At 36.6% G+C, this 19,064-nt stretch carries 15 protein-coding genes; all 15 read left to right on the top strand.

Annotated elements, in window-relative coordinates; translation table 11 throughout:
- Window positions 1-223: 223 nt before the first annotated feature.
- Window positions 224-1,912, top strand: a complete 1,689-nt coding sequence (locus ACFSTA_RS16690) for a peptide ABC transporter substrate-binding protein (RefSeq protein ID WP_377557966.1) — start codon at window positions 224-226, stop codon at window positions 1,910-1,912.
- A gap of 293 nt (window positions 1,913-2,205) precedes the next feature.
- Complete coding sequence (locus tag ACFSTA_RS16695; protein WP_377557967.1) at window positions 2,206-3,141, top strand: ABC transporter permease; 936 nt, start codon at window positions 2,206-2,208, stop codon at window positions 3,139-3,141.
- Window positions 3,142-4,065: an ABC transporter permease gene (locus ACFSTA_RS16700; RefSeq protein ID WP_377557968.1), complete on the top strand. Its 924-nt coding sequence runs from the start codon at window positions 3,142-3,144 to the stop codon at window positions 4,063-4,065. It abuts the gene before it with no gap.
- A gap of 17 nt (window positions 4,066-4,082) precedes the next feature.
- A complete protein-coding gene (locus tag ACFSTA_RS16705) occupies window positions 4,083-5,114 on the top strand; it encodes an ABC transporter ATP-binding protein (protein WP_377557969.1) in 1,032 nt (343 codons plus the stop codon).
- Window positions 5,107-6,120 (top strand): ABC transporter ATP-binding protein, encoded by a 1,014-nt coding sequence (locus ACFSTA_RS16710; protein WP_377557970.1) that lies wholly within the window; start codon window positions 5,107-5,109, stop codon window positions 6,118-6,120. Before ACFSTA_RS16705 ends, ACFSTA_RS16710 begins: the two co-directional genes overlap by 8 nt.
- Before the next feature lie 449 nt (window positions 6,121-6,569).
- Window positions 6,570-7,580 carry an ABC transporter ATP-binding protein gene (locus tag ACFSTA_RS16715; protein WP_377557971.1) on the top strand — a complete coding sequence of 337 codons (1,011 nt, stop codon included), beginning with the start codon at window positions 6,570-6,572 and terminating at the stop codon, window positions 7,578-7,580.
- Complete coding sequence (locus tag ACFSTA_RS16720) at window positions 7,567-8,499, top strand: ABC transporter ATP-binding protein (RefSeq protein WP_377557972.1); 933 nt, start codon at window positions 7,567-7,569, stop codon at window positions 8,497-8,499. The genes ACFSTA_RS16715 and ACFSTA_RS16720 overlap by 14 nt, the downstream gene beginning before the upstream one ends.
- A 5-nt stretch (window positions 8,500-8,504) precedes the next feature.
- Window positions 8,505-9,467, top strand: a complete 963-nt coding sequence (gene opp4B, locus ACFSTA_RS16725) for an oligopeptide ABC transporter permease (RefSeq protein WP_377557973.1) — start codon at window positions 8,505-8,507, stop codon at window positions 9,465-9,467.
- A 24-nt stretch (window positions 9,468-9,491) separates the two neighbouring features.
- Complete coding sequence (locus ACFSTA_RS16730; protein WP_377557974.1) at window positions 9,492-10,388, top strand: ABC transporter permease; 897 nt, start codon at window positions 9,492-9,494, stop codon at window positions 10,386-10,388.
- Between the two features lie 197 nt (window positions 10,389-10,585).
- Window positions 10,586-12,415 carry an oligopeptide ABC transporter substrate-binding protein gene (gene opp4A / locus ACFSTA_RS16735; RefSeq protein ID WP_377557975.1) on the top strand — a complete coding sequence of 610 codons (1,830 nt, stop codon included), beginning with the start codon at window positions 10,586-10,588 and terminating at the stop codon, window positions 12,413-12,415.
- 527 nt (window positions 12,416-12,942) lie between these two features.
- On the top strand, window positions 12,943-13,962 hold the full coding sequence (locus tag ACFSTA_RS16740; RefSeq protein ID WP_377557976.1) for an ABC transporter ATP-binding protein: 1,020 nt from the start codon (window positions 12,943-12,945) through the stop codon (window positions 13,960-13,962).
- Window positions 13,949-14,878: an ABC transporter ATP-binding protein gene (locus ACFSTA_RS16745; protein ID WP_377557977.1), complete on the top strand. Its 930-nt coding sequence runs from the start codon at window positions 13,949-13,951 to the stop codon at window positions 14,876-14,878. Before ACFSTA_RS16740 ends, ACFSTA_RS16745 begins: the two co-directional genes overlap by 14 nt.
- A 5-nt stretch (window positions 14,879-14,883) precedes the next feature.
- Window positions 14,884-15,846, top strand: coding sequence for an oligopeptide ABC transporter permease (gene opp4B, locus ACFSTA_RS16750; protein WP_377557978.1), 963 nt, complete (start codon window positions 14,884-14,886; stop codon window positions 15,844-15,846).
- 23 nt (window positions 15,847-15,869) lie between these two features.
- Window positions 15,870-16,778: an ABC transporter permease gene (locus tag ACFSTA_RS16755; RefSeq protein ID WP_377557979.1), complete on the top strand. Its 909-nt coding sequence runs from the start codon at window positions 15,870-15,872 to the stop codon at window positions 16,776-16,778.
- A 242-nt stretch (window positions 16,779-17,020) separates the two neighbouring features.
- Window positions 17,021-18,871, top strand: a complete 1,851-nt coding sequence (opp4A, locus tag ACFSTA_RS16760; RefSeq protein ID WP_377557980.1) for an oligopeptide ABC transporter substrate-binding protein — start codon at window positions 17,021-17,023, stop codon at window positions 18,869-18,871.
- The last annotated feature ends 193 nt before the right edge of the window (window positions 18,872-19,064 follow it).

Consider the following 19,064-nt stretch of genomic DNA (forward strand, 5'->3'; position numbering starts at 1 on the left):
AAAAAGGCTCATTTTATGGGTCTTTTTTTGTTGTTTTCAACCAATTAAATAGTATAATAGTACTAATTATTCGTTAAAACAAATCTTTTGAAGCAACAGATTATAAACATTTTTCTAAAAATATAATGAAATTAAAATCAATTAATAGTATAATGGATTACAATAGAATTTTCAGATTCTATTAAATACTTACAAACAAAACATAATGAGGAGGGTCCAATTAATGAATTGGAAGAAGTGGTTATTAACGATTACGCTCGTACTTGGAATGGGAATTTTCCTTGCCGCATGTAGCGGAGATGATGAAGATGCTGGTGGCGATGCCCAACCAGATACAGAAGATACAGGTGAAAATGATGATGCTGAAGGGGATACTGAACTTGCAGCAGACCAAACGCTAAATGTAAATATTAGAACGGAGCCGCCATCATTACACCCAGGTGTTGCATCAGATACAACTTCTAGTGCAGTACTTTATCAAACTTTTGAAGGACTAACACGTATAAACAATGATGGTGAAGTTGAACCGGCAATGGCAGAAGCTTTACCTGAAGTGTCTGAAGATTTGACAACGTATACATTTAAAATTCGTGAGGATGCTACATGGTCTAATGGAGATCCTGTGACAGCACAAGATTTCGAATATGCATGGAAATGGGTATTAGATCCAGAAAATGCTGATACAGACTATGCGTACCAATTATATGTGATTAAAGGTGCTCAAGCTGCTAAGTCTGGAGAAGGATCTTTAGATGATGTAGGTATCACTGCAGAGGACGATAAAACATTAGTTGTTGAACTTCAACAACCAACACCATATTTCCTAGATTTAACTGCTTTCTATACTTACTATCCAGTAAACCATAATGTTGTAGAAGGAAATGATCAATGGGCACTAGAGGTTTCAGAGGATTATGTTACTAATGGTCCATTTACATTTGAATCATGGGCACATAAAGACCAAATCGTACTGAAGAAAAATCCTGATTATTGGGATGCAGATAGTGTAAACCTAGAAACAATTAATATGTACATGGTAGATGATGAAAACACGGCATTACAAATGTTCAATGACGATAAACTAGATTGGGTAGGGGACCCGACAGATGTACTTCCGTTAGCGTCTATTCAATCATTGAAAGAAGAAGGAACATTAAATATTTCTCCTTTAGCTGGAGTATACTACTATGCATTTAATACAGAAGAAGCACCTTTTGATAATGTAAATATTCGTAAAGCATTTGCTTCAGCAATAAATCGCCAAGGAATTGTAGAGAGTGTAACGAAACGTGAGGAACAACCTGCAATGGCATTAGTACCACCATCAATTTGGGAAGAAAATGCTGAAGGATACTTTAATGATAATGATGTAGAACAAGCAAAAGAATATTTAGAAGCAGGTCTTGACGAATTAGGATTAGATGAATTACCAAAAATTCAGCTTTCCTATAATACTAGTGAAGCCCACGCTACAATTGCACAGGCTGTCCAAGACATGTGGAGAGAAAATCTTGGTGTTGAAGTAGAATTAAACAACGAAGAGTGGAATGTTTACCTTGATACAATGGGTGAAGGTAACTTCCAAGTAGGACGTATGGGTTGGTTAGCTGACTTTAATGATGCAATCAACTTCATTGAAATCTTCCAATCTGTTGGTGGAAACAACTATACAAACTGGGAGAGTCAAGAATACTCTGATTTAATTGAACAATCTAGAACGGAAACAGATCCGGCAGCTCGTAAAGAGATCCTACGTGAAGCGGAAGCAATCTTTATGGATGAAATGCCGATTTCACCTGTGTACTTCTATACAAATGCATGGATCAATAAAGATTATGTAAAAGGTATTGAAGTATCACCAATGGGTAGTGTTCAATACAAATGGGGTTATATTTCTGGTTCAAAAGAGTAGTAAAGAAAATCACTAAAAGGCAATCTGATAAGGGATTTGATATTCCTTTATCAGATTGACTTAAATATTTTGCTAAAACGTAATTACAAACAAGAGTTAAACCCATCACAAGGATAGTGAATTTAGCAAAAAATATTAGGGAGCATTTGCTAATAATATTCTCTGTTTCTATAAAGTATTATACGTAAGTTTATAGAAACGGAATGTATGGGGTGAAAGAATTTCACCCTTTTTTAATTGTTTGAAATTACATATAAATTAGAATTATCAAGGAGAACTCGGAGGTGTAATTTTTGGCGAGGTACCTATTAAAACGTCTTGGCTACATTGTTGTTTCACTATTTTTCATCATTACGATTACATTTTTCCTGATGCAAGCAGCACCTGGTGGACCTTTTGCGTCTGAGCGGAAAATACCACCTGCTTTAGAAGAGCAGATGAATGAAGCTTATGGTTTGAATGAACCACTTCACGTGCAGTATGTGAATTATTTAGTTGATGCGATAACATTTGACTTTGGACCCTCATTTAAATATGTGGGACAAGAAGTTATGGATATTATTGGTAGAAGTTTTCCGTATTCATTAATACTAGGTTTGGAAGCGATATTTATTGCACTTGCTTTCGGAGTATTATTAGGGGTTATAGCAGCTCTAAAGCACAATAAATTTGGTGACTACACTGCTATGGTAATCGCTGTCCTAGGTATTTCAGTACCTAGCTTCATCATGGCGACTATTTTACAATATATATTCGCTATCCAATTAGATCTATTGCCGATTGCTAGATATGAATCTTTCATGAGTACTATTTTGCCAGCTATTGCATTAGCGTCAACACCACTTGCTTTTATTGCACGACTAATGCGTTCAAGTATGCTTGAAGTTTTAAATGCGGATTATATTAAAACGGCAAAATCAAAAGGTTTGGGGCAACGTGTTGTAACGTATAGACATGGATTGCGAAATGCGATATTGCCAGTGATTTCCTATTTAGGACCTTTAGTTGTATCGATATTAACGGGAAGCTTTGTTATTGAAAAAATATTCGGGATCCCAGGTTTAGGTAGTGAGTTCGTAATCAGTATTACAAATCGTGATTACACAGTAATTATGGGGACAACCGTTTTCTTTAGTGTTCTTTTACTGATTTCTATACTTATTGTTGACCTTATTTACGGATTAGTTGATCCAAGAATTAAAGTAGCGGGAAAGGGTGGTGAGAAGTAAATGGAACAAACAAAAATAACGAAATCAGACTTCGAACCACTTGAGGTGAATCAACAGGAAGCTGAAAAAATAGTCGGTGAGAGTACTTCTTATTGGAAGGATGCTTGGAGACGTTTTCGGAAAAATAAGTTAGCAATTGCGGGAATTGTAGCAATTATATTACTCGGTATTATGGCTCTTATTGGTCAACCTATTTCAGGTGAAAATTACCGGGATAATGATTTACTGAGTGTTAACCAACCGCCATCAGCTGACCATTGGTTTGGCACAGATGAATTAGGTAGAGATATTTTTGCAAGAACATGGGAAGGTGCAAAAATTTCTCTATTTATCGGACTAATGGCAGCGTTTATTGACCTTGTTATTGGTATCATTTGGGGCTCAATTGCTGGTTATTTCGGTGGCAAAGTCGATGAATATATGATGCGATTTGCAGATATATTGTACGGTGTACCATATCTACTAGTCGTTATATTACTATTGGTGGTCATGGATAAAGGACTTTGGACGTTAATTATAGCGATGACGGTTACGGGATGGATAAATATGGCCAGGATTGTTCGTGGACAAGTTATGCAGCTAAAATCGGAAGAATATGTGATGGCTTCTAAGTCATTAGGAGCGAGTAATTTTCGATTGCTATCAAAACATTTAATTCCGAATACGTTGGGACCAATCCTTGTTACATTAACGTTAACGGTACCAACTGCCATCTTCACAGAAGCTTTCTTGAGCTTTCTTGGGCTTGGGGTTCCAGCACCTCTAGCTAGTTGGGGAACGATGACAAGTGATGCTTTAGGAGCATTTCAGTTTTATCCATATCAGCTATTCTTCCCTGCGTTTTTTATTTGTTTAACGATGCTGGCATTTAACGTTATTGGAGACGGATTGAGAGATGCATTAGATCCGAAAGAACGCAAGTAATGGGAGGAGAGGATACAATGAAGAAAATATTAGAAGTAGATAATCTTTCCGTATCATTTGATACCTATGGTGGAGAAGTAAAAGCAGTACGTGGAGTGAGTTTTGAATTAAGCGAAGGGGAAACCTTGGCAATAGTAGGGGAATCTGGCTCAGGAAAAAGTGTAACGGCGCAATCTCTTATGCAACTAGTCCCAATGCCGCCCGGAAAGTTTGTTAGCGGATCTATTATGTTCGATGGAGAAGATTTGGCGCAAAAATCAGAAAAACAGATGGAAAGTATACGCGGAAAAGATATCAGTATGATTTTCCAAGATCCAATGACATCGTTAAATCCCACAATGACAGTAGGTAAGCAAATTTCGGAAGGCCTGATAAAACACCAAAATATGTCTCAAAAAGAAGCGTTAGTTCGTGCGGTGGAACTACTGAAATTAGTAGGAATTCCTAACCCAGAAACTCGTGTGAAACAATATCCGCATCAATATTCCGGTGGGATGCGTCAACGAGCGATGATTGCGATAGCATTAGCTTGTAATCCGAAAGTATTAATTGCTGATGAGCCTACGACTGCATTGGATGTTACCATTCAAGCTCAAATATTAGATTTAATGCGTGGATTACAAGAAGAAACAGGGACAGCAATCATTTTAATTACACATGACTTAGGTGTCGTTGCTAATGCGGCAAAACGAGTAGTCGTAATGTATGGTGGTAAAATTGTTGAATCTGGTAATGTTGATGATATTTTTTATAACCCTAAGCATCCATATACATGGGGATTACTAGCATCTATGCCGAAAATTGATGGTGGAGGGGATGAAGAATTATTAGCTATTCCAGGATCACCACCGGACTTAGCAGATCCACCAAAAGGATGCCCATTTGCTGCGCGTTGTCCTTATGCTATGAAAGTTTGTAAAGAAAAAATGCCTGATTACAAGGATGTATCTGATACCCAAAAAACAGCTTGCTGGTTACTGGACGAACGAGCTCCAGAAGTAGAAATACCGGAGTCTGCAGTTATAGGAGGTTCCAAGGTTCATGGTTAATGAAAAAGAAAAATTACTAGAAATTAGAGATTTAAAAAGGCATTTCAGAGTTGACCGTCAAAATGTGTTAAAAGCTGTTGATGGGATTACCTTCGATATATTCAAAGGTGAAACATTTGGCTTAGTAGGAGAATCTGGATGCGGGAAGTCAACAGCAGGTCGTACCATTTTACGTTTATATGAAGCGACTGATGGAGCGGTGAACTTTCAAGGTGAAAATGTTCACGCTAAGAAGTCTAAAAAAGAGTTGAAGAAATTTAATCAAAATATGCAAATGATTTTTCAAGATCCATATGCCTCATTAAATCCAAGAATGACTGTTAAAGATATTATTGCAGAAGGTATGGATATCCATGGCCTTGCAAAAACCAAAAAAGAGCGCTCTGATAGAGTAAATGAATTATTAGAAACAGTAGGTTTAAATGTTGATCACGGGAATCGCTATCCACATGAATTTAGTGGAGGTCAACGGCAACGCATAGGAATTGCTCGAGCCTTAGCAGTTGATCCGGATTTTATAGTAGCAGATGAGCCCATTTCGGCACTTGATGTTTCTATTCAAGCACAAGTAGTAAATTTACTAAAAAAATTACAAAAAGAAAGAAATTTAACGTATTTATTCATTGCGCATGATCTTTCTATGGTAAAACATATTAGTGACCGCGTTGGTGTTATGTACTTAGGAAACATGGTTGAGATTGCGACAAGTGATGAATTATATGAAGAACCATTGCACCCATATACAAGAGCATTATTAAGTGCGATACCAGTATCGGATCCAGAAGTTGAACGTACTAGAGAAAGAATTATTCTTGAAGGGGATGTACCTAGTCCGGTTAATCCACCTAGTGGTTGTCGTTTTAGAACAAGATGTCCACTTGCTACAGAAGTTTGTGCGAAGGTAGATCCGAAATTCCAAGAATATAAAAATGGTCATTGGGTTGCATGTCATGTTTATGATGAACGTTACAGCAATGAATTTATTGAAAAACAAATAAATAGTTAGTAATAAAAAACTCATTCTTTTACGAATGAGTTTTTTATTTTTTTGTGAATTTTAACAAAAAACAGTTATTTAACGACGCGGAAAATTGCAAAAATTGTGTAATAGCGTTCGGGTAATGAGAATGAGAACATTATCCTATTTTTTTTGTATTTTTTAATCAAATCCAATAATTATAGAAAAACGTTGATATAACAGGGGTTTGATTGCAAATATTAACCGACAAAATTCGACGGATTTCTGGTAAAATATAAAATTTTTTAAAAAATGGGGTGCATTTTCACTAGATAGATAGTATAATTGTCATCACGCAGTTAATTTTAATAACGCTAAATTATCAGAATAATTTATACAATAATAATGATGAGCGGAATTAGCAATAATAAAGAAGGTACACCCTAGAGAAGGTTGTGACACCTTTTTCACATCAAAATGAATAGGGGGAGATAAATATGTCAGAGAAATTATTAGAAATTAAAAATCTTAAAACTTCGTTTCGAATAAAAGATGATTATTATGCAGCTGTGGATGACTTATCACTTACTGTTAATAAAAATGAAGTACTTGCTGTAGTTGGTGAATCTGGTTGTGGTAAGAGTGCGTTGGCATTTTCAGTTATGGGTCTTCATAACCGTGCCAAAATTGAAGGAAATATTATGTTTAAAGATCATGATATTGCTAATGTTTCTGCTTCAAATCTAAATAAAATTCGTGGTAAAGAAATGAGTATGATTTTCCAGGATCCATTGACTTCTTTAAATCCGTTAATGGAAGTAGGGGAACAAATCGGTGAAACATTACTTTTACACAATAAATCTTTATCAAAAGAAAAGCGAAAAGAAAAAATTATTAATCTTCTTAATAAGGTAGGAATCCCACGTCCGGATTATGTATATGGACAATTTCCCCATGAATTATCCGGTGGGATGAGACAGCGTGTCATGATTGCAATGGCAATTGCAAATGAACCAGAGTTGTTAATTGCGGACGAGCCTACGACAGCTTTAGATGTGACGATTCAATCACAAATTTTAGAGTTGATTAATGACTTAAAAGAAGATATGAATGCTGGCATTATTCTAATTACACATGACCTAGGTGTTGTAGCAGAAATGGCAGACAGAGTTGCGGTAATGTATGCAGGGCAAATCGTTGAAATAGCAGATGTTCATACATTGTTTCAAGATCCCAAACACCCTTATACGCGCTCACTGTTAAATTCTGTACCAAATGCAAATGAAGCACAAGACAAACTACACGTAATCCAAGGCATTGTACCAGCTTTACAAAACCTTCCACGTGAAGGCTGTCGCTTTAAAACAAGAATACCTTGGGTGAAGGATTCAGAGCATGAAGATCATCCAGAACTACATGAAATAGAACCAGGACATTTTGTTCGTTGTACGTGTTATAAGCATTTTGATTTCCCAGAAAGCGAGGAGGAGCAGCATGGCGTTTCTTGATGTAGAAAACTTAAAAGTTCATTTCCCGATTAAGGGAGGTATTTTCGGACGTACAGTTGACCATGTCAAAGCTGTAGATGGTGTTTCTCTTTCTCTAGAAAAAGGAACAACGTATGGCCTTGTTGGTGAATCTGGTTCTGGGAAAACAACTACTGGACGAGCAATTATTGGATTAAACAATATCACTTCTGGAACGGTTACATTCGAAGGAAAGGATATTACTAATTTACGACGCTCTCGATCTGATGTTCGTAAGGATGTACAGATGATATTTCAGGATCCATATTCCTCACTTAATCCGAAAAAGCGAGTTATTGATATCGTATCTGAACCATTACGTAACTATGAAAAATTATCCAAACAAGAAGAGAAAAAACGAGTACAGGAATTAATGGAGTTAGTTGGTCTAAGTCCGGAAAGTATTCTGAAATATCCACATGAATTCTCTGGTGGTCAACGTCAGCGTATTGGAATTGCACGCGCAATTGCATTAAAACCTAAGTTGATTATTGCGGACGAGCCTGTTTCTGCTTTGGATGTATCCGTGCAAGCCCAAGTATTAAATTTTATGCAAGATATCCAAAAAGAATTAGATTTAACGTATCTCTTTATCGGTCACGACCTTGGTGTTATTAAGCATATGTGTGACAAAATTGGAATCATGTATAAAGGGCGTTATGTTGAAGAGGGAACAGCAGATGATATCTTCAGTAGTCCCCAGCACATTTACACAAAACGCTTAGTTGCAGCAATTCCGGATATTGATCCGAAGAAGCGTGAAGTACAACGCCAATTCCGTCAAGAAGTAAAAACGGAATATGAGCAATCTTATAACGATTACTTTGATGACGAAGGTTTAGCCTACCCATTACAGAATTTGTCTGATACACATTTAGCGGCTTTACCTGAGAAAGGTTGATTGATATGTGGAAATTTTCGATTCGAAGAATATTAATAATGATTCCTCAAATGATATTTCTAAGTATTTTAATTTTTATATTAGCGAAGATGATGCCTGGTGACGCATTGTCTGGGATGGTTGATCCTAATGTTAACCCAGAACGATTAGATGAAATACGAGAAAATCTTGGCTGGAATAACCCGTGGCATGTTCAATATGCTGATTGGGTAGGTGGAGTATTAAAAGGTGACTTAGGGCAATCATTTCGTTTTAAGATGCCAGTTACAGATATAGTTGGCCAACGAATAATCAATTCATTTTGGCTATCGGTTTTAACATTGATCTTTACTTATGCAATAGCAATTCCATTAGGGATTATTAGTGGTCGTTATAATGATACAATTCTTGATCAATCTATTAGTGGATACACGTATCTTGGTTTTGCGACACCGTTGTTTATTTTTGCTTTAGTTATGCTTTGGGTATTCGGCTTTACATTAGGCTGGTTCCCGACAAGTGGTAGTGTTACACCAGGACTCCAACCTGGAACATTTGAATATTTCATGAGTAAATTAAATCATTTAATCTTACCTTCGATATCAATGGCTCTTATTACAACCGTATCGACCGTTCAATACCTACGTAATGAGATTATTGATACCAAACAGAAAGATTTTATTTTAACAGCAAGAGCAAAAGGTGCTTCTGAATCAAGGGTTTACAATCGACACATTCTAAGAAACTCACTCTTACCAATTGCGGCTTTCTTTGGATTTGAAATAACGGGATTAATTGGTGGAACAGTCTTTATAGAGACGATATTCGGATACCCAGGAATGGGATTATTATTCTATGAATCGATTCTTTTACGTGATTATAGTGTCGTAACCGCTGTAACATTATTGTTTGGTATCGCTTCTATAATAGGTGCTCTATTATCAGATATAATCTTAAGTCTCGTAGATCCACGCATTCGTATTAAATAATTGGTGAAAAGTGAGGTGACTAAAATGGAAACGAATAAAAATGAATCACAAAAAGTTGTTAAAAGTCCATCTGGCTTTACTGTCATTTGGCGAGAATTAGTAAGAGATAAGCTTGCATTTGTTTCATTAATATTTCTTATCTTAATTTCCGCTTTTGTATATGGAGTTTCATTAATTCTTGATCAGGAACAAATTGTAACAGTGGATTTATTCGCCATTCATGAAGCCCCATCAAAAGAATTTTGGTTAGGTACTGATTATGGTGGGCGTGATATTTTTGGACAGCTTATTATTGGTACAAGGAACTCTCTATCAATAGGGATTCTTGTAACGTTAATGACAGGTCTCATTGGAGTAATTTACGGTTTAGTTGCTGGTTACTTTGGTGGACAAATTGATAATATCATGATGCGTATTTTAGACTTTTTCCTTGTATTACCATTCTTAATGATTGTTATTGTATTTGTAGCTATTGTGCCGAAATATAGTATTATTTCGTTCTCATTAATTATGACTGCATTTTTATGGATGGGTATTGCCCGACTTATTAGGTCGAAAGCATTGCAGGAAAAAGAGTTAGATTATGTACAAGCATCGAAAACGCTTGGTTCATCAAATTTTAAAATTATGTTTACACAGGTTTTACCTAATATAACATCGTTAATTATTGTAACAATGACACTAAACCTAGCAGCAAACATTGGTTTAGAGTCTGGATTATCATTCCTTGGTTTCGGTTTCCCAGAAAGTACACCAAGTCTTGGGACGTTACTAAGTTATGCTAGAAATCCACAAACTTTAGAATATAGATGGTGGATTTGGGTACCTGCATCGGTATTGATCTTACTATTAATGCTATCAATTCGTAATGTCGGGGAAGCCTTAAAACGTGCAACAGACGCAAGACAAAGAAGAGGCTAATAGTGGAGATTTCCACTAGCCTTTTCATTTAAACTTTATTGACAGAATTTTCGCCAGTGTCTAACACGCACTGCTATGGAGTACAGCTCGATGAATAAGTTACTAACATCAATCAGATGTTAAGTATATACGTTGGCCACGGAAAAAAATAAGGATGGCCAGCAAAAAAACTTGAAAGAAAAAGGGAGGACAACAGGATGACAAAAACAAATTTACAAAAATTGTTTTTCGCAATCATGCTTGTAATGCTACTAGCGCTTGCGGCGTGTGGTGGTGACGATAAAGAATCAGATGATAATGCTGATTCTGGTGATAAAGATTCTTCTGAAGAAGAGTCAGGTGCAGATGAAGATGGACTATTTTCCATCGATGACTTCAGCATGGATAAAACAAACCAAGGTGAAGCTATTGAAGGCGGATCTATTACGTACGGTTTAGTTTCTGACACTGTGTTTGAAGGTACATTAAACTTTAATTTCTATTCTGGTAACCCTGATTATGAAGTTATCGCTTGGTTTGACGAGCCATTATTAGATACGGATGCTAACTATACGTATACAAATGATGGTGCAGCAGAGTATGAAATCTCTGAAGATGGTAAGACATTTACACTAACTATTAAAGATGGTGTAAACTGGCATGATGGTGAGCCTGTAACTGCAGAAGACTGGGCTTACGCTTATGAAGTAATTGGTCATCCGGAGTATGATGGTGTTCGTTATACTTCAGACTTCACAAATGTTGTAGGTATGGAAGAGTACCATGCTGGAGAAGCTGATTCCATTTCTGGTATTGAAATTGTTGATGAGAAAACATTAAAAATTACACACCATGAAACTGGTCCATCTATGGTAACTGGTGGAATTTGGACTTATGCATTACCGAAACACATTTTTGAAGAAATTCCTGTAGCTGAAATGTCTGCATCTGATGCAGTACGTAAAAACCCAATTGGTATGGGACCATTTAAAGTAGAGAGTATTGTTCCTGGTGAATCTGTCGTTTATAAGAAAAACGAAGACTACTGGCGTGGAGAACCAAAGCTAGATGAAGTTGTATTAAAAGTTGTCGATCCTACTGTAGTAGTAAACCAACTTGAAAGTGGTGGAGTTGACTTAGTAAGTTCATTCCCAGTTGAACAGTTCCCAGATAACGCGGATATGTCAAACGTAGAGTATCTTGGAATGATTGACAATGCGTACACTTACATTGGATTTAAATTAGGTCATTGGGATGAAGAAGCTAGTGAAGTTGTAATGGATCCAGACGCTAAAATGGCTGACGTAAACTTACGTAAAGCTATGTGGCATGCTGTAAATAATGATGACGTTGGTAATGAGTTCTATAATGGGCTTCGTTGGAATGCAAAGTCTCTAATTATCCCATTCTTCCCGGATTATTATGACGAAACAATTGATGCTCCAACATATGATCCAGAAGAAGCTAAGCGTCTATTAGATGAAGCTGGTTATGTAGATAAAGATGGAGATGGAATGCGTGAAGACCCTGAAGGTGAAGAGTTAGTAATTAACTTTGCATCCATGTCAGGTGGGGACACTGCAGAACCGTTAGCACAATACTACATGCAATCATGGGCTAATGTTGGCCTAAATGTTCAGCTTGTAGATGGTCGTTTACTTGAATTCAATTCATTCTACGATCGTGTTGAAGCAGACGATCCTGCCATTGATATTTATCAAGGTGCTTGGGGTACAGGTACTGACGTAAACCCTGATGGTCTATATGGTCGTAATTCACAGTATAACTACCCTCGTTATGCTAGTGATGAAAGTGATGAATTATTAGCAAAAGGTAACTCTGAAGAAGCGCTTGACGTAGAATATCGTCAGGATATTTATAAGCAATGGCAAGAGTTAATGGTTGAAGACATTCCGGTATTCCCTACGTTATACCGTTCTGTTGTAATTCCAGTTAACAACCGTGTGCTTAACTACACAATGGATCCTGCTAAAATGATTCGTCATGAAATTGCTGTATCAGAAGAAGAAGCAATTGTAGCAGAATAATAATAAATATAAAAGAAGCCCATTACGGGCTTCTTTTTTTGTTTTAGTCTGATCTTAACTCTCCACACAATTGACCTACTAAGACAGATTTTTTAAATTCATGTGATATTATATTCTATAATTCGACAAAAATCGATGGAGATAAAAAAATTTAATGAGTTATTTTACAGTGAATTTGCGACACTAAACATAAATATATTGCTAATTTAGCCTCGAATTCCATTATTAGATAAACTGTAAATTTTGAAAAAATTTATAAAAAACTCTTGTCTAAAATCAGAAAATAATATATACTTTAACAAATCGTACTTATTGTTACAATATTGTTACGTTAATATTAATTTAATTAAATTTTTACACAGTATATTTAAATGTAAATTATTTGAAAATTATAAATTAATAGGTCTATGTAAGGGCAGCTCATACACAAAACAAATTCATCATGAAACCTCTGCTCTTAAAATAGTGCTAATATTTCGTATATATTATTATTTTTACATAGAAAGTTCAAGTGAGGAGGGACAAAATTGTCAGAAAAATTATTAGAAATAAAAAATTTAAAAACATCATTTAGAATAAGGGATGATTATTATGCAGCAGTAGATGATCTCTCGCTTTCTGTCAATAAAAATGAAGTTCTGGCTATTGTTGGAGAATCAGGGTGTGGAAAGAGTGCACTTGCTTTCTCAATAATGGGGCTTCATAACCGAGCGAAAATTGAAGGGAATATTTTATTTAAGGATCACGATATAGCGAAGATTTCCGCTGCGAATTTAAATAAATTACGTGGTAATAACATGGGAATGATATTCCAAGATCCTTTAACTGCACTAAATCCATTAATGGAAATTGGGGACCAAATAGGAGAAGCTTTACTACTGCATAATAAAGAACTATCAAAAACGAAACGCAAAGAGAAAGTAATTGAATTGCTAAATAAAGTTGGAATTCCCCGCCCTGAACATGTATATGGACAGTTTCCACATGAATTATCTGGTGGTATGAGACAGAGGGTAGTTATTGCAACAGCAATTGCAAATGAACCAGAACTTCTTATTGCAGATGAACCGACAACTGCTTTAGATGTTACGATCCAGTCACAAATTCTAGATTTAATTAAAGAATTAAAAGACGATATGGGTGCAGGAATTATTTTGATTACCCATGATTTAGGTGTCGTAGCAGAAATGGCTGACCGTGTTGCGGTTATGTATGCAGGGCAAATTGTTGAAGTAGCAGATGTCCAAACACTATTTGGAAATCCATTACATCCATATACGAGATCACTTTTCAATTCCGTACCAAATACAGCGGAAGCCAAATCAAAACTTCATGTCATTCAAGGTATTGTACCATCTTTACAAAATCTTCCTCGTGAAGGATGTCGATTTAGTGCTAGAATTCCATGGGTTGATGAATCAATTCACGAAGAACATCCTGAATTACATGAAGTAAGTGCCGGACACTTTGTGCGTTGTACGTGTTATAAACATTTTAACTTCCCGGATGATAGTCGTAAGGAGGAACAGCAACATGGCATTTCTTGAAGTTGAAGATTTAAAGGTTCATTTCCCTATCAAGGGAGGAATATTTGGAAGAACGGTAGGCCATGTTAAGGCAGTTGACGGTGTTTCGCTTTCATTAGAAAAAGGGAAGACCTATGGATTAGTTGGTGAATCTGGGTCAGGAAAGACTACTACTGGAAGAGCAATCATAGGGCTGAACAGAATTACTTCAGGTAAAGTAACTTTCGATGGCAAGGATATCTCCGGACTAAAATCCAAATCTGACGTTCGAAAAGATATACAGATGATTTTTCAGGATCCGTACTCATCCTTAAATCCGAAAAAGCGTGTAATCGATATTGTTGCTGAACCACTTCGTAACTTTGAAAAACAATCAAAGCAAGAGGAGCGAAGAAGGGTTCAGGAGTTGATGGAATTAGTAGGACTTAGTCCAGAAAGTATACTTAAATATCCACATGAATTCTCCGGTGGACAGCGTCAGAGGATTGGGATTGCAAGGGCCATTGCATTAAAACCTAAGTTAGTTATTGCTGATGAGCCGGTCTCTGCACTAGATGTATCCGTACAAGCTCAAGTATTGAACTTTATGCAGGATATTCAAAAAGAGCTAGATCTTACATATTTGTTTATCGGACATGATTTAGGGGTCATCAAACATATGTGCGATAACATTGGGATTATGTATAAAGGCAGATATGTTGAAGAAGGAACAACAGAGGAAATATTTCATAATCCGCAACATATTTATACGAAACGATTGGTAGCGGCGATCCCTGATATCGATCCGAAGAATCGTGAAGCACAATCGCAATTCCGTCAAGAAGTAAAAACGGAATATGAGCAATCATACAATGATTACTTTGATGATGATGGTTTAGCCTATAAATTACAACCTGTATCAGACACGCACCTAGTGGCTTTACCGGAGAAAGGTTGATAGATATGTGGAAATTCTCGATACGAAGACTTTTAATAATGATTCCTCAGCTTATCTTATTAAGCATTTTGATATTTATATTAGCCAAAATGATGCCAGGTGATGCATTATCAGGTATGATCGATCCAAACGTTAGTCCGGAAAGATTAGATGAATTACGTGATAAATTAGGATGGAATGATCCATGGCATGTCCAATATGCAGATTGGGTTGGTGGACTCGTACATGGTGATTTTGGGCAATCATTCCGGTTCAAAATGCCTGTTACAGATCTGATTGGTCAACGAATTGTCAATTCATTTTGGTTATCCGTTGTAACACTAATTTTCACATATGCAATTGCAATTCCATTAGGGATCATTAGTGGAAGATTTAATGATTCCATTCTTGACCAAGCTATAACAGGTTACACATATCTTGGTTTTGCAACACCGTTATTCATATTTGCGCTTGTAATGCTTTGGGTATTTGGTTTTATGCTTGGTTGGTTCCCAACTAGTGGGAGTGTGGCACCAGGAACAGAGCCTGGAACATTTGCGTATGTCATGAGCAAATTTAATCATTTAGTTCTACCAGCAATAGCCATGGCACTGATCACCACGACAAATACTGTTCAATATTTACGGAACGATATCATTGATACAAAACAGAGAGACTTTATATTAACAGCACGTGCTAAAGGTGCTTCTGAATCTAGAGTTTATAATCGCCATATTCTTAGAAATTCACTATTACCAATTGCTGCATTCTTCGGATTCGAGATTACGGGGTTAATAGGAGGAACCATCTTTATCGAGACGATATTTGGTTATCCTGGTATGGGGTTATTATTCTACGAATCTATTCTATTACGTGATTATAGTGTTGTAACAGCTGTAACGCTATTATTTGGAATAGCCTCTATAATAGGTGCGTTATTATCAGATATTATCCTTAGTCTTGTAGACCCACGTATTCGTATAAAATAGGCAGATTGTGAGGTGAAATTACAATGGAAGCAAAAGAAGCTCAATTAAACGAAGAGGCATTAAAACTACAAAAGAGCCCTTCAGGATTCAGTATCATTTGGCGAGAACTTGTAAGAGATAAATTAGCCCTAATATCATTAATATTTTTAATTTTAATCACTGTTTTCGTATATGGTGTTTCATTATTATTAGATCAGGATGAAATTGTAACGGTTGATTTATTCTCCATTCACGAACCACCTTCAGAGGAATTTTGGTTAGGAACAGACTATGGTGGACGTGACATATTTGGGCAGCTAATTATAGGAACGAGAAACTCTCTATCAATTGGAATATTAGTAACATTAATGACAGGAATTATTGGTATCGTTTTTGGTGTTGTTGCTGGTTATTTTGGAGGACATATAGACAACATCATGATGCGTATTGTTGATTTCTTCTTAATATTACCATTCCTCATGATTGTAATTGTGTTCGTTGCGATTGTTCCGAAATATAGTATTATGACATTTGCTCTAATCATGACCGCATTTTTATGGATGGGAAAGGCCCGGCTTATTAGGTCAAAAGCATTACAAGAAAAAGAGCTGGATTATGTTCAAGCATCCAAAACACTTGGATCATCTAACTTGAAAATTATATTTACGCAATTATTACCAAACCTTAGTTCCTTAATTATAGTAACTATGACACTTAACTTGGCTGCGAATATTGGATTAGAGTCTGGACTATCCTTCTTAGGATTTGGATTTCCAGAAAGTACACCAAGTTTAGGAACATTGCTAAGTTATGCTCGGAATCCGCAAACATTAGAATTTAGATGGTGGATTTGGGTACCTGCTTCCGTATTGATCTTACTATTGATGCTAGCAATTCGAAATGTAGGAGAAGCTTTAAAACGTGCAACAGATGCTCGCCAACGTAGGGGATAGTGAAAGCACAAACTTAGAGTCTTACTAAAAGTTGAAAGTAAATAAATCGTTTTTACTGCATTACATGGTAGAAGCTTACATATATTCTTTTAGGGAGGTGAGGCCCACGAGGAGATAGACACTAACATTTTTGTTACCTACATCAATAGTAATGTATTGATGTTGAGTATAATTAGTCAGTTATATAAACGAAGTGTAACTGGCAAAAGCCAAAGGGTATATTAAAAGGGAGGGTATTACGAATGACAAAGACAAGTTTAACGAAGTGGCTATTTGCTTTAATGCTAGCAATGGTTCTAGTATTGGCAGCATGTAGTGACGACACAAGCAGCGATGATACAGATCCAGATACAGAGGATCCTGCAGACAGCGAAGATGAAGGTACTGAAGATGAAGAAGAAGAGCCAGCTGAAGATGATGGATTGTATTCTATCGATGACTTCAGTATGGATAAAACGAACGAAGGTGAAGCTATTGAAGGCGGATCTATTACGTATGGTTTAGTTTCTGACACTGTGTTTGAAGGTGTACTAAACTATAACTTCTATGAGGGTAATCCTGATTATAACGTAATTGCTTGGTTTGATGAACCATTATTAGATACGGATGCTAACTATACGTATACAAATGGTGGTGCAGCAGAGTATGAAATCTCTGAAGATGGTAAGACATTCACATTAACTATTAAAGATGGTGTAAACTGGCATGACGGTGAGCCTGTAACTGCAGAAGACTGGGCTTACTCATATGAAGTAATTGGTCATCCAGAATATACTGGAGTTCGTTACAACGGAGATTTCACAAACGTTGTAGGTATGGAAGAGTACCATGCTGGAGAAGCTGATTCCATTTCTGGTATTGAAATTGTTGATGAGAAAACACTAAAAATTACACACCATGAAACTGGTCCATCTATGGTAACTGGTGGAATTTGGACTTATGCAATGCCTAAACATATCTTTGAAGACATTCCAGTAGCTGAAATGGCTGAATCTGATGCCGTTCGTAACAATCCAATCGGTATGGGACCATTCAAAGTGGATAGCATTGTACCTGGTGAGTCAGTTGTTTACAAGAAAAATGAAGACTACTGGCGTGGAGAGCCAAAGCTAGATGAGGTTGTATTAAAAGTTGTTGATCCTACAGTAGTAGTAAATCAACTTGAAACTGGTGGAGTAGACTTAGTAAGTTCATTCCCAGTTGATCAATTCCCGGATAACGCTGACATGTCAAACGTAGAGTATCTTGGAATGATTGACAATGCGTACACTTACATTGGATTTAAGTTAGGTCATTGGGATGAAGAAGCTGGTGAAAATGTAATGGATCCAGATGCAAAAATGGCTGATGTGAATTTACGTAAAGCTATGTGGCATGCTGTAAATAATGATGACGTTGGTAATGAGTTCTATAATGGACTTCGTTGGAATGCTACTACGTTGATTATCCCATTCTTCCCAGATTATCATGATGAGACAATTGAAACACCAACATATGATCCAGAAGAAGCTAAACGTATCCTTGAAGAAGCTGGTTATGTAGATCAAGATGGAGATGGAATGCGTGAAGACCCTGAAGGTGAAGAGTTAGTAATTAACTTTGCATCCATGTCAGGTGGGGACACTGCAGAACCGTTAGCACAATACTACATTCAATCATGGGCTCAAGTTGGTCTTAATGTTCAGCTTGTAGATGGTCGTTTACTTGAATTCAACACATTCTACGATCGTGTTGAAGCAGACGATCCTGGAATCGATATTTACCAAGGTGCTTGGGGTACAGGTACTGATGTTAACCCAGAAGGACTTTACAGTAATATTGCAGCGTATAACTACCCACGTTATGCAAGTGATGAAAATGCTCGCTTGATTGCTGAAGGTAACTCTGAAAAAGCTCTTGATGTAGAATATCGTCAACAAGTGTACAGCGAGTGGCAAGAACTAATGGTAGAGGATATCCCGGTATTCCCTACGCTTTACCGTTCAATATTAATTCCGGTAAACAATCGTGTTCTTAATTACTCAATTGACCCTGCTAAATACATTCTTCATGAAATTGCTGTAAGTGAAGAAGAAGCACAAGTAGCAGAGTAATAATATAAGTAAGTTAAAAGAGGAAGCTCCTATGGGGCTTCTTCTTTTTTGTTCTATAATATTTGTGGCTCTATAATATTTGTTGGGGTTCAGATAAAATTCTGAAAAAAAATACACGCAAGCCCAAACATTCTTTATACTTGAATTGACTAGAAACAAGAAAAAAGAATGGGGATGCGTGTACTATGGATTT

Source organism: Ornithinibacillus salinisoli, from assembly GCF_042684965.1.
Taxonomy (GTDB): domain Bacteria; phylum Bacillota; class Bacilli; order Bacillales; family Amphibacillaceae; genus Ornithinibacillus; species Ornithinibacillus salinisoli.

Bases quoted from the DNA above. Each gene is read 5' to 3' on its own strand.
- ACFSTA_RS16690 (WP_377557966.1), top strand. From the start codon at position 224: ATGAATTGGAAGAAGTGGTTATTAACGATTACGCTCGTACTTGGAATG.
- ACFSTA_RS16700 (WP_377557968.1), top strand. From the start codon at position 3,142: ATGGAACAAACAAAAATAACGAAATCAGACTTCGAACCACTTGAGGTG.
- ACFSTA_RS16705 (WP_377557969.1), top strand. From the start codon at position 4,083: ATGAAGAAAATATTAGAAGTAGATAATCTTTCCGTATCATTTGATACC.
- ACFSTA_RS16710 (WP_377557970.1), top strand. From the start codon at position 5,107: ATGGTTAATGAAAAAGAAAAATTACTAGAAATTAGAGATTTAAAAAGG.
- ACFSTA_RS16715 (WP_377557971.1), top strand. From the start codon at position 6,570: ATGTCAGAGAAATTATTAGAAATTAAAAATCTTAAAACTTCGTTTCGA.
- ACFSTA_RS16720 (WP_377557972.1), top strand. From the start codon at position 7,567: ATGGCGTTTCTTGATGTAGAAAACTTAAAAGTTCATTTCCCGATTAAG.
- opp4B (WP_377557973.1), top strand. From the start codon at position 8,505: ATGTGGAAATTTTCGATTCGAAGAATATTAATAATGATTCCTCAAATG.
- ACFSTA_RS16730 (WP_377557974.1), top strand. From the start codon at position 9,492: ATGGAAACGAATAAAAATGAATCACAAAAAGTTGTTAAAAGTCCATCT.
- opp4A (WP_377557975.1), top strand. From the start codon at position 10,586: ATGACAAAAACAAATTTACAAAAATTGTTTTTCGCAATCATGCTTGTA.
- ACFSTA_RS16745 (WP_377557977.1), top strand. From the start codon at position 13,949: ATGGCATTTCTTGAAGTTGAAGATTTAAAGGTTCATTTCCCTATCAAG.
- opp4B (WP_377557978.1), top strand. From the start codon at position 14,884: ATGTGGAAATTCTCGATACGAAGACTTTTAATAATGATTCCTCAGCTT.
- ACFSTA_RS16755 (WP_377557979.1), top strand. From the start codon at position 15,870: ATGGAAGCAAAAGAAGCTCAATTAAACGAAGAGGCATTAAAACTACAA.
- opp4A (WP_377557980.1), top strand. From the start codon at position 17,021: ATGACAAAGACAAGTTTAACGAAGTGGCTATTTGCTTTAATGCTAGCA.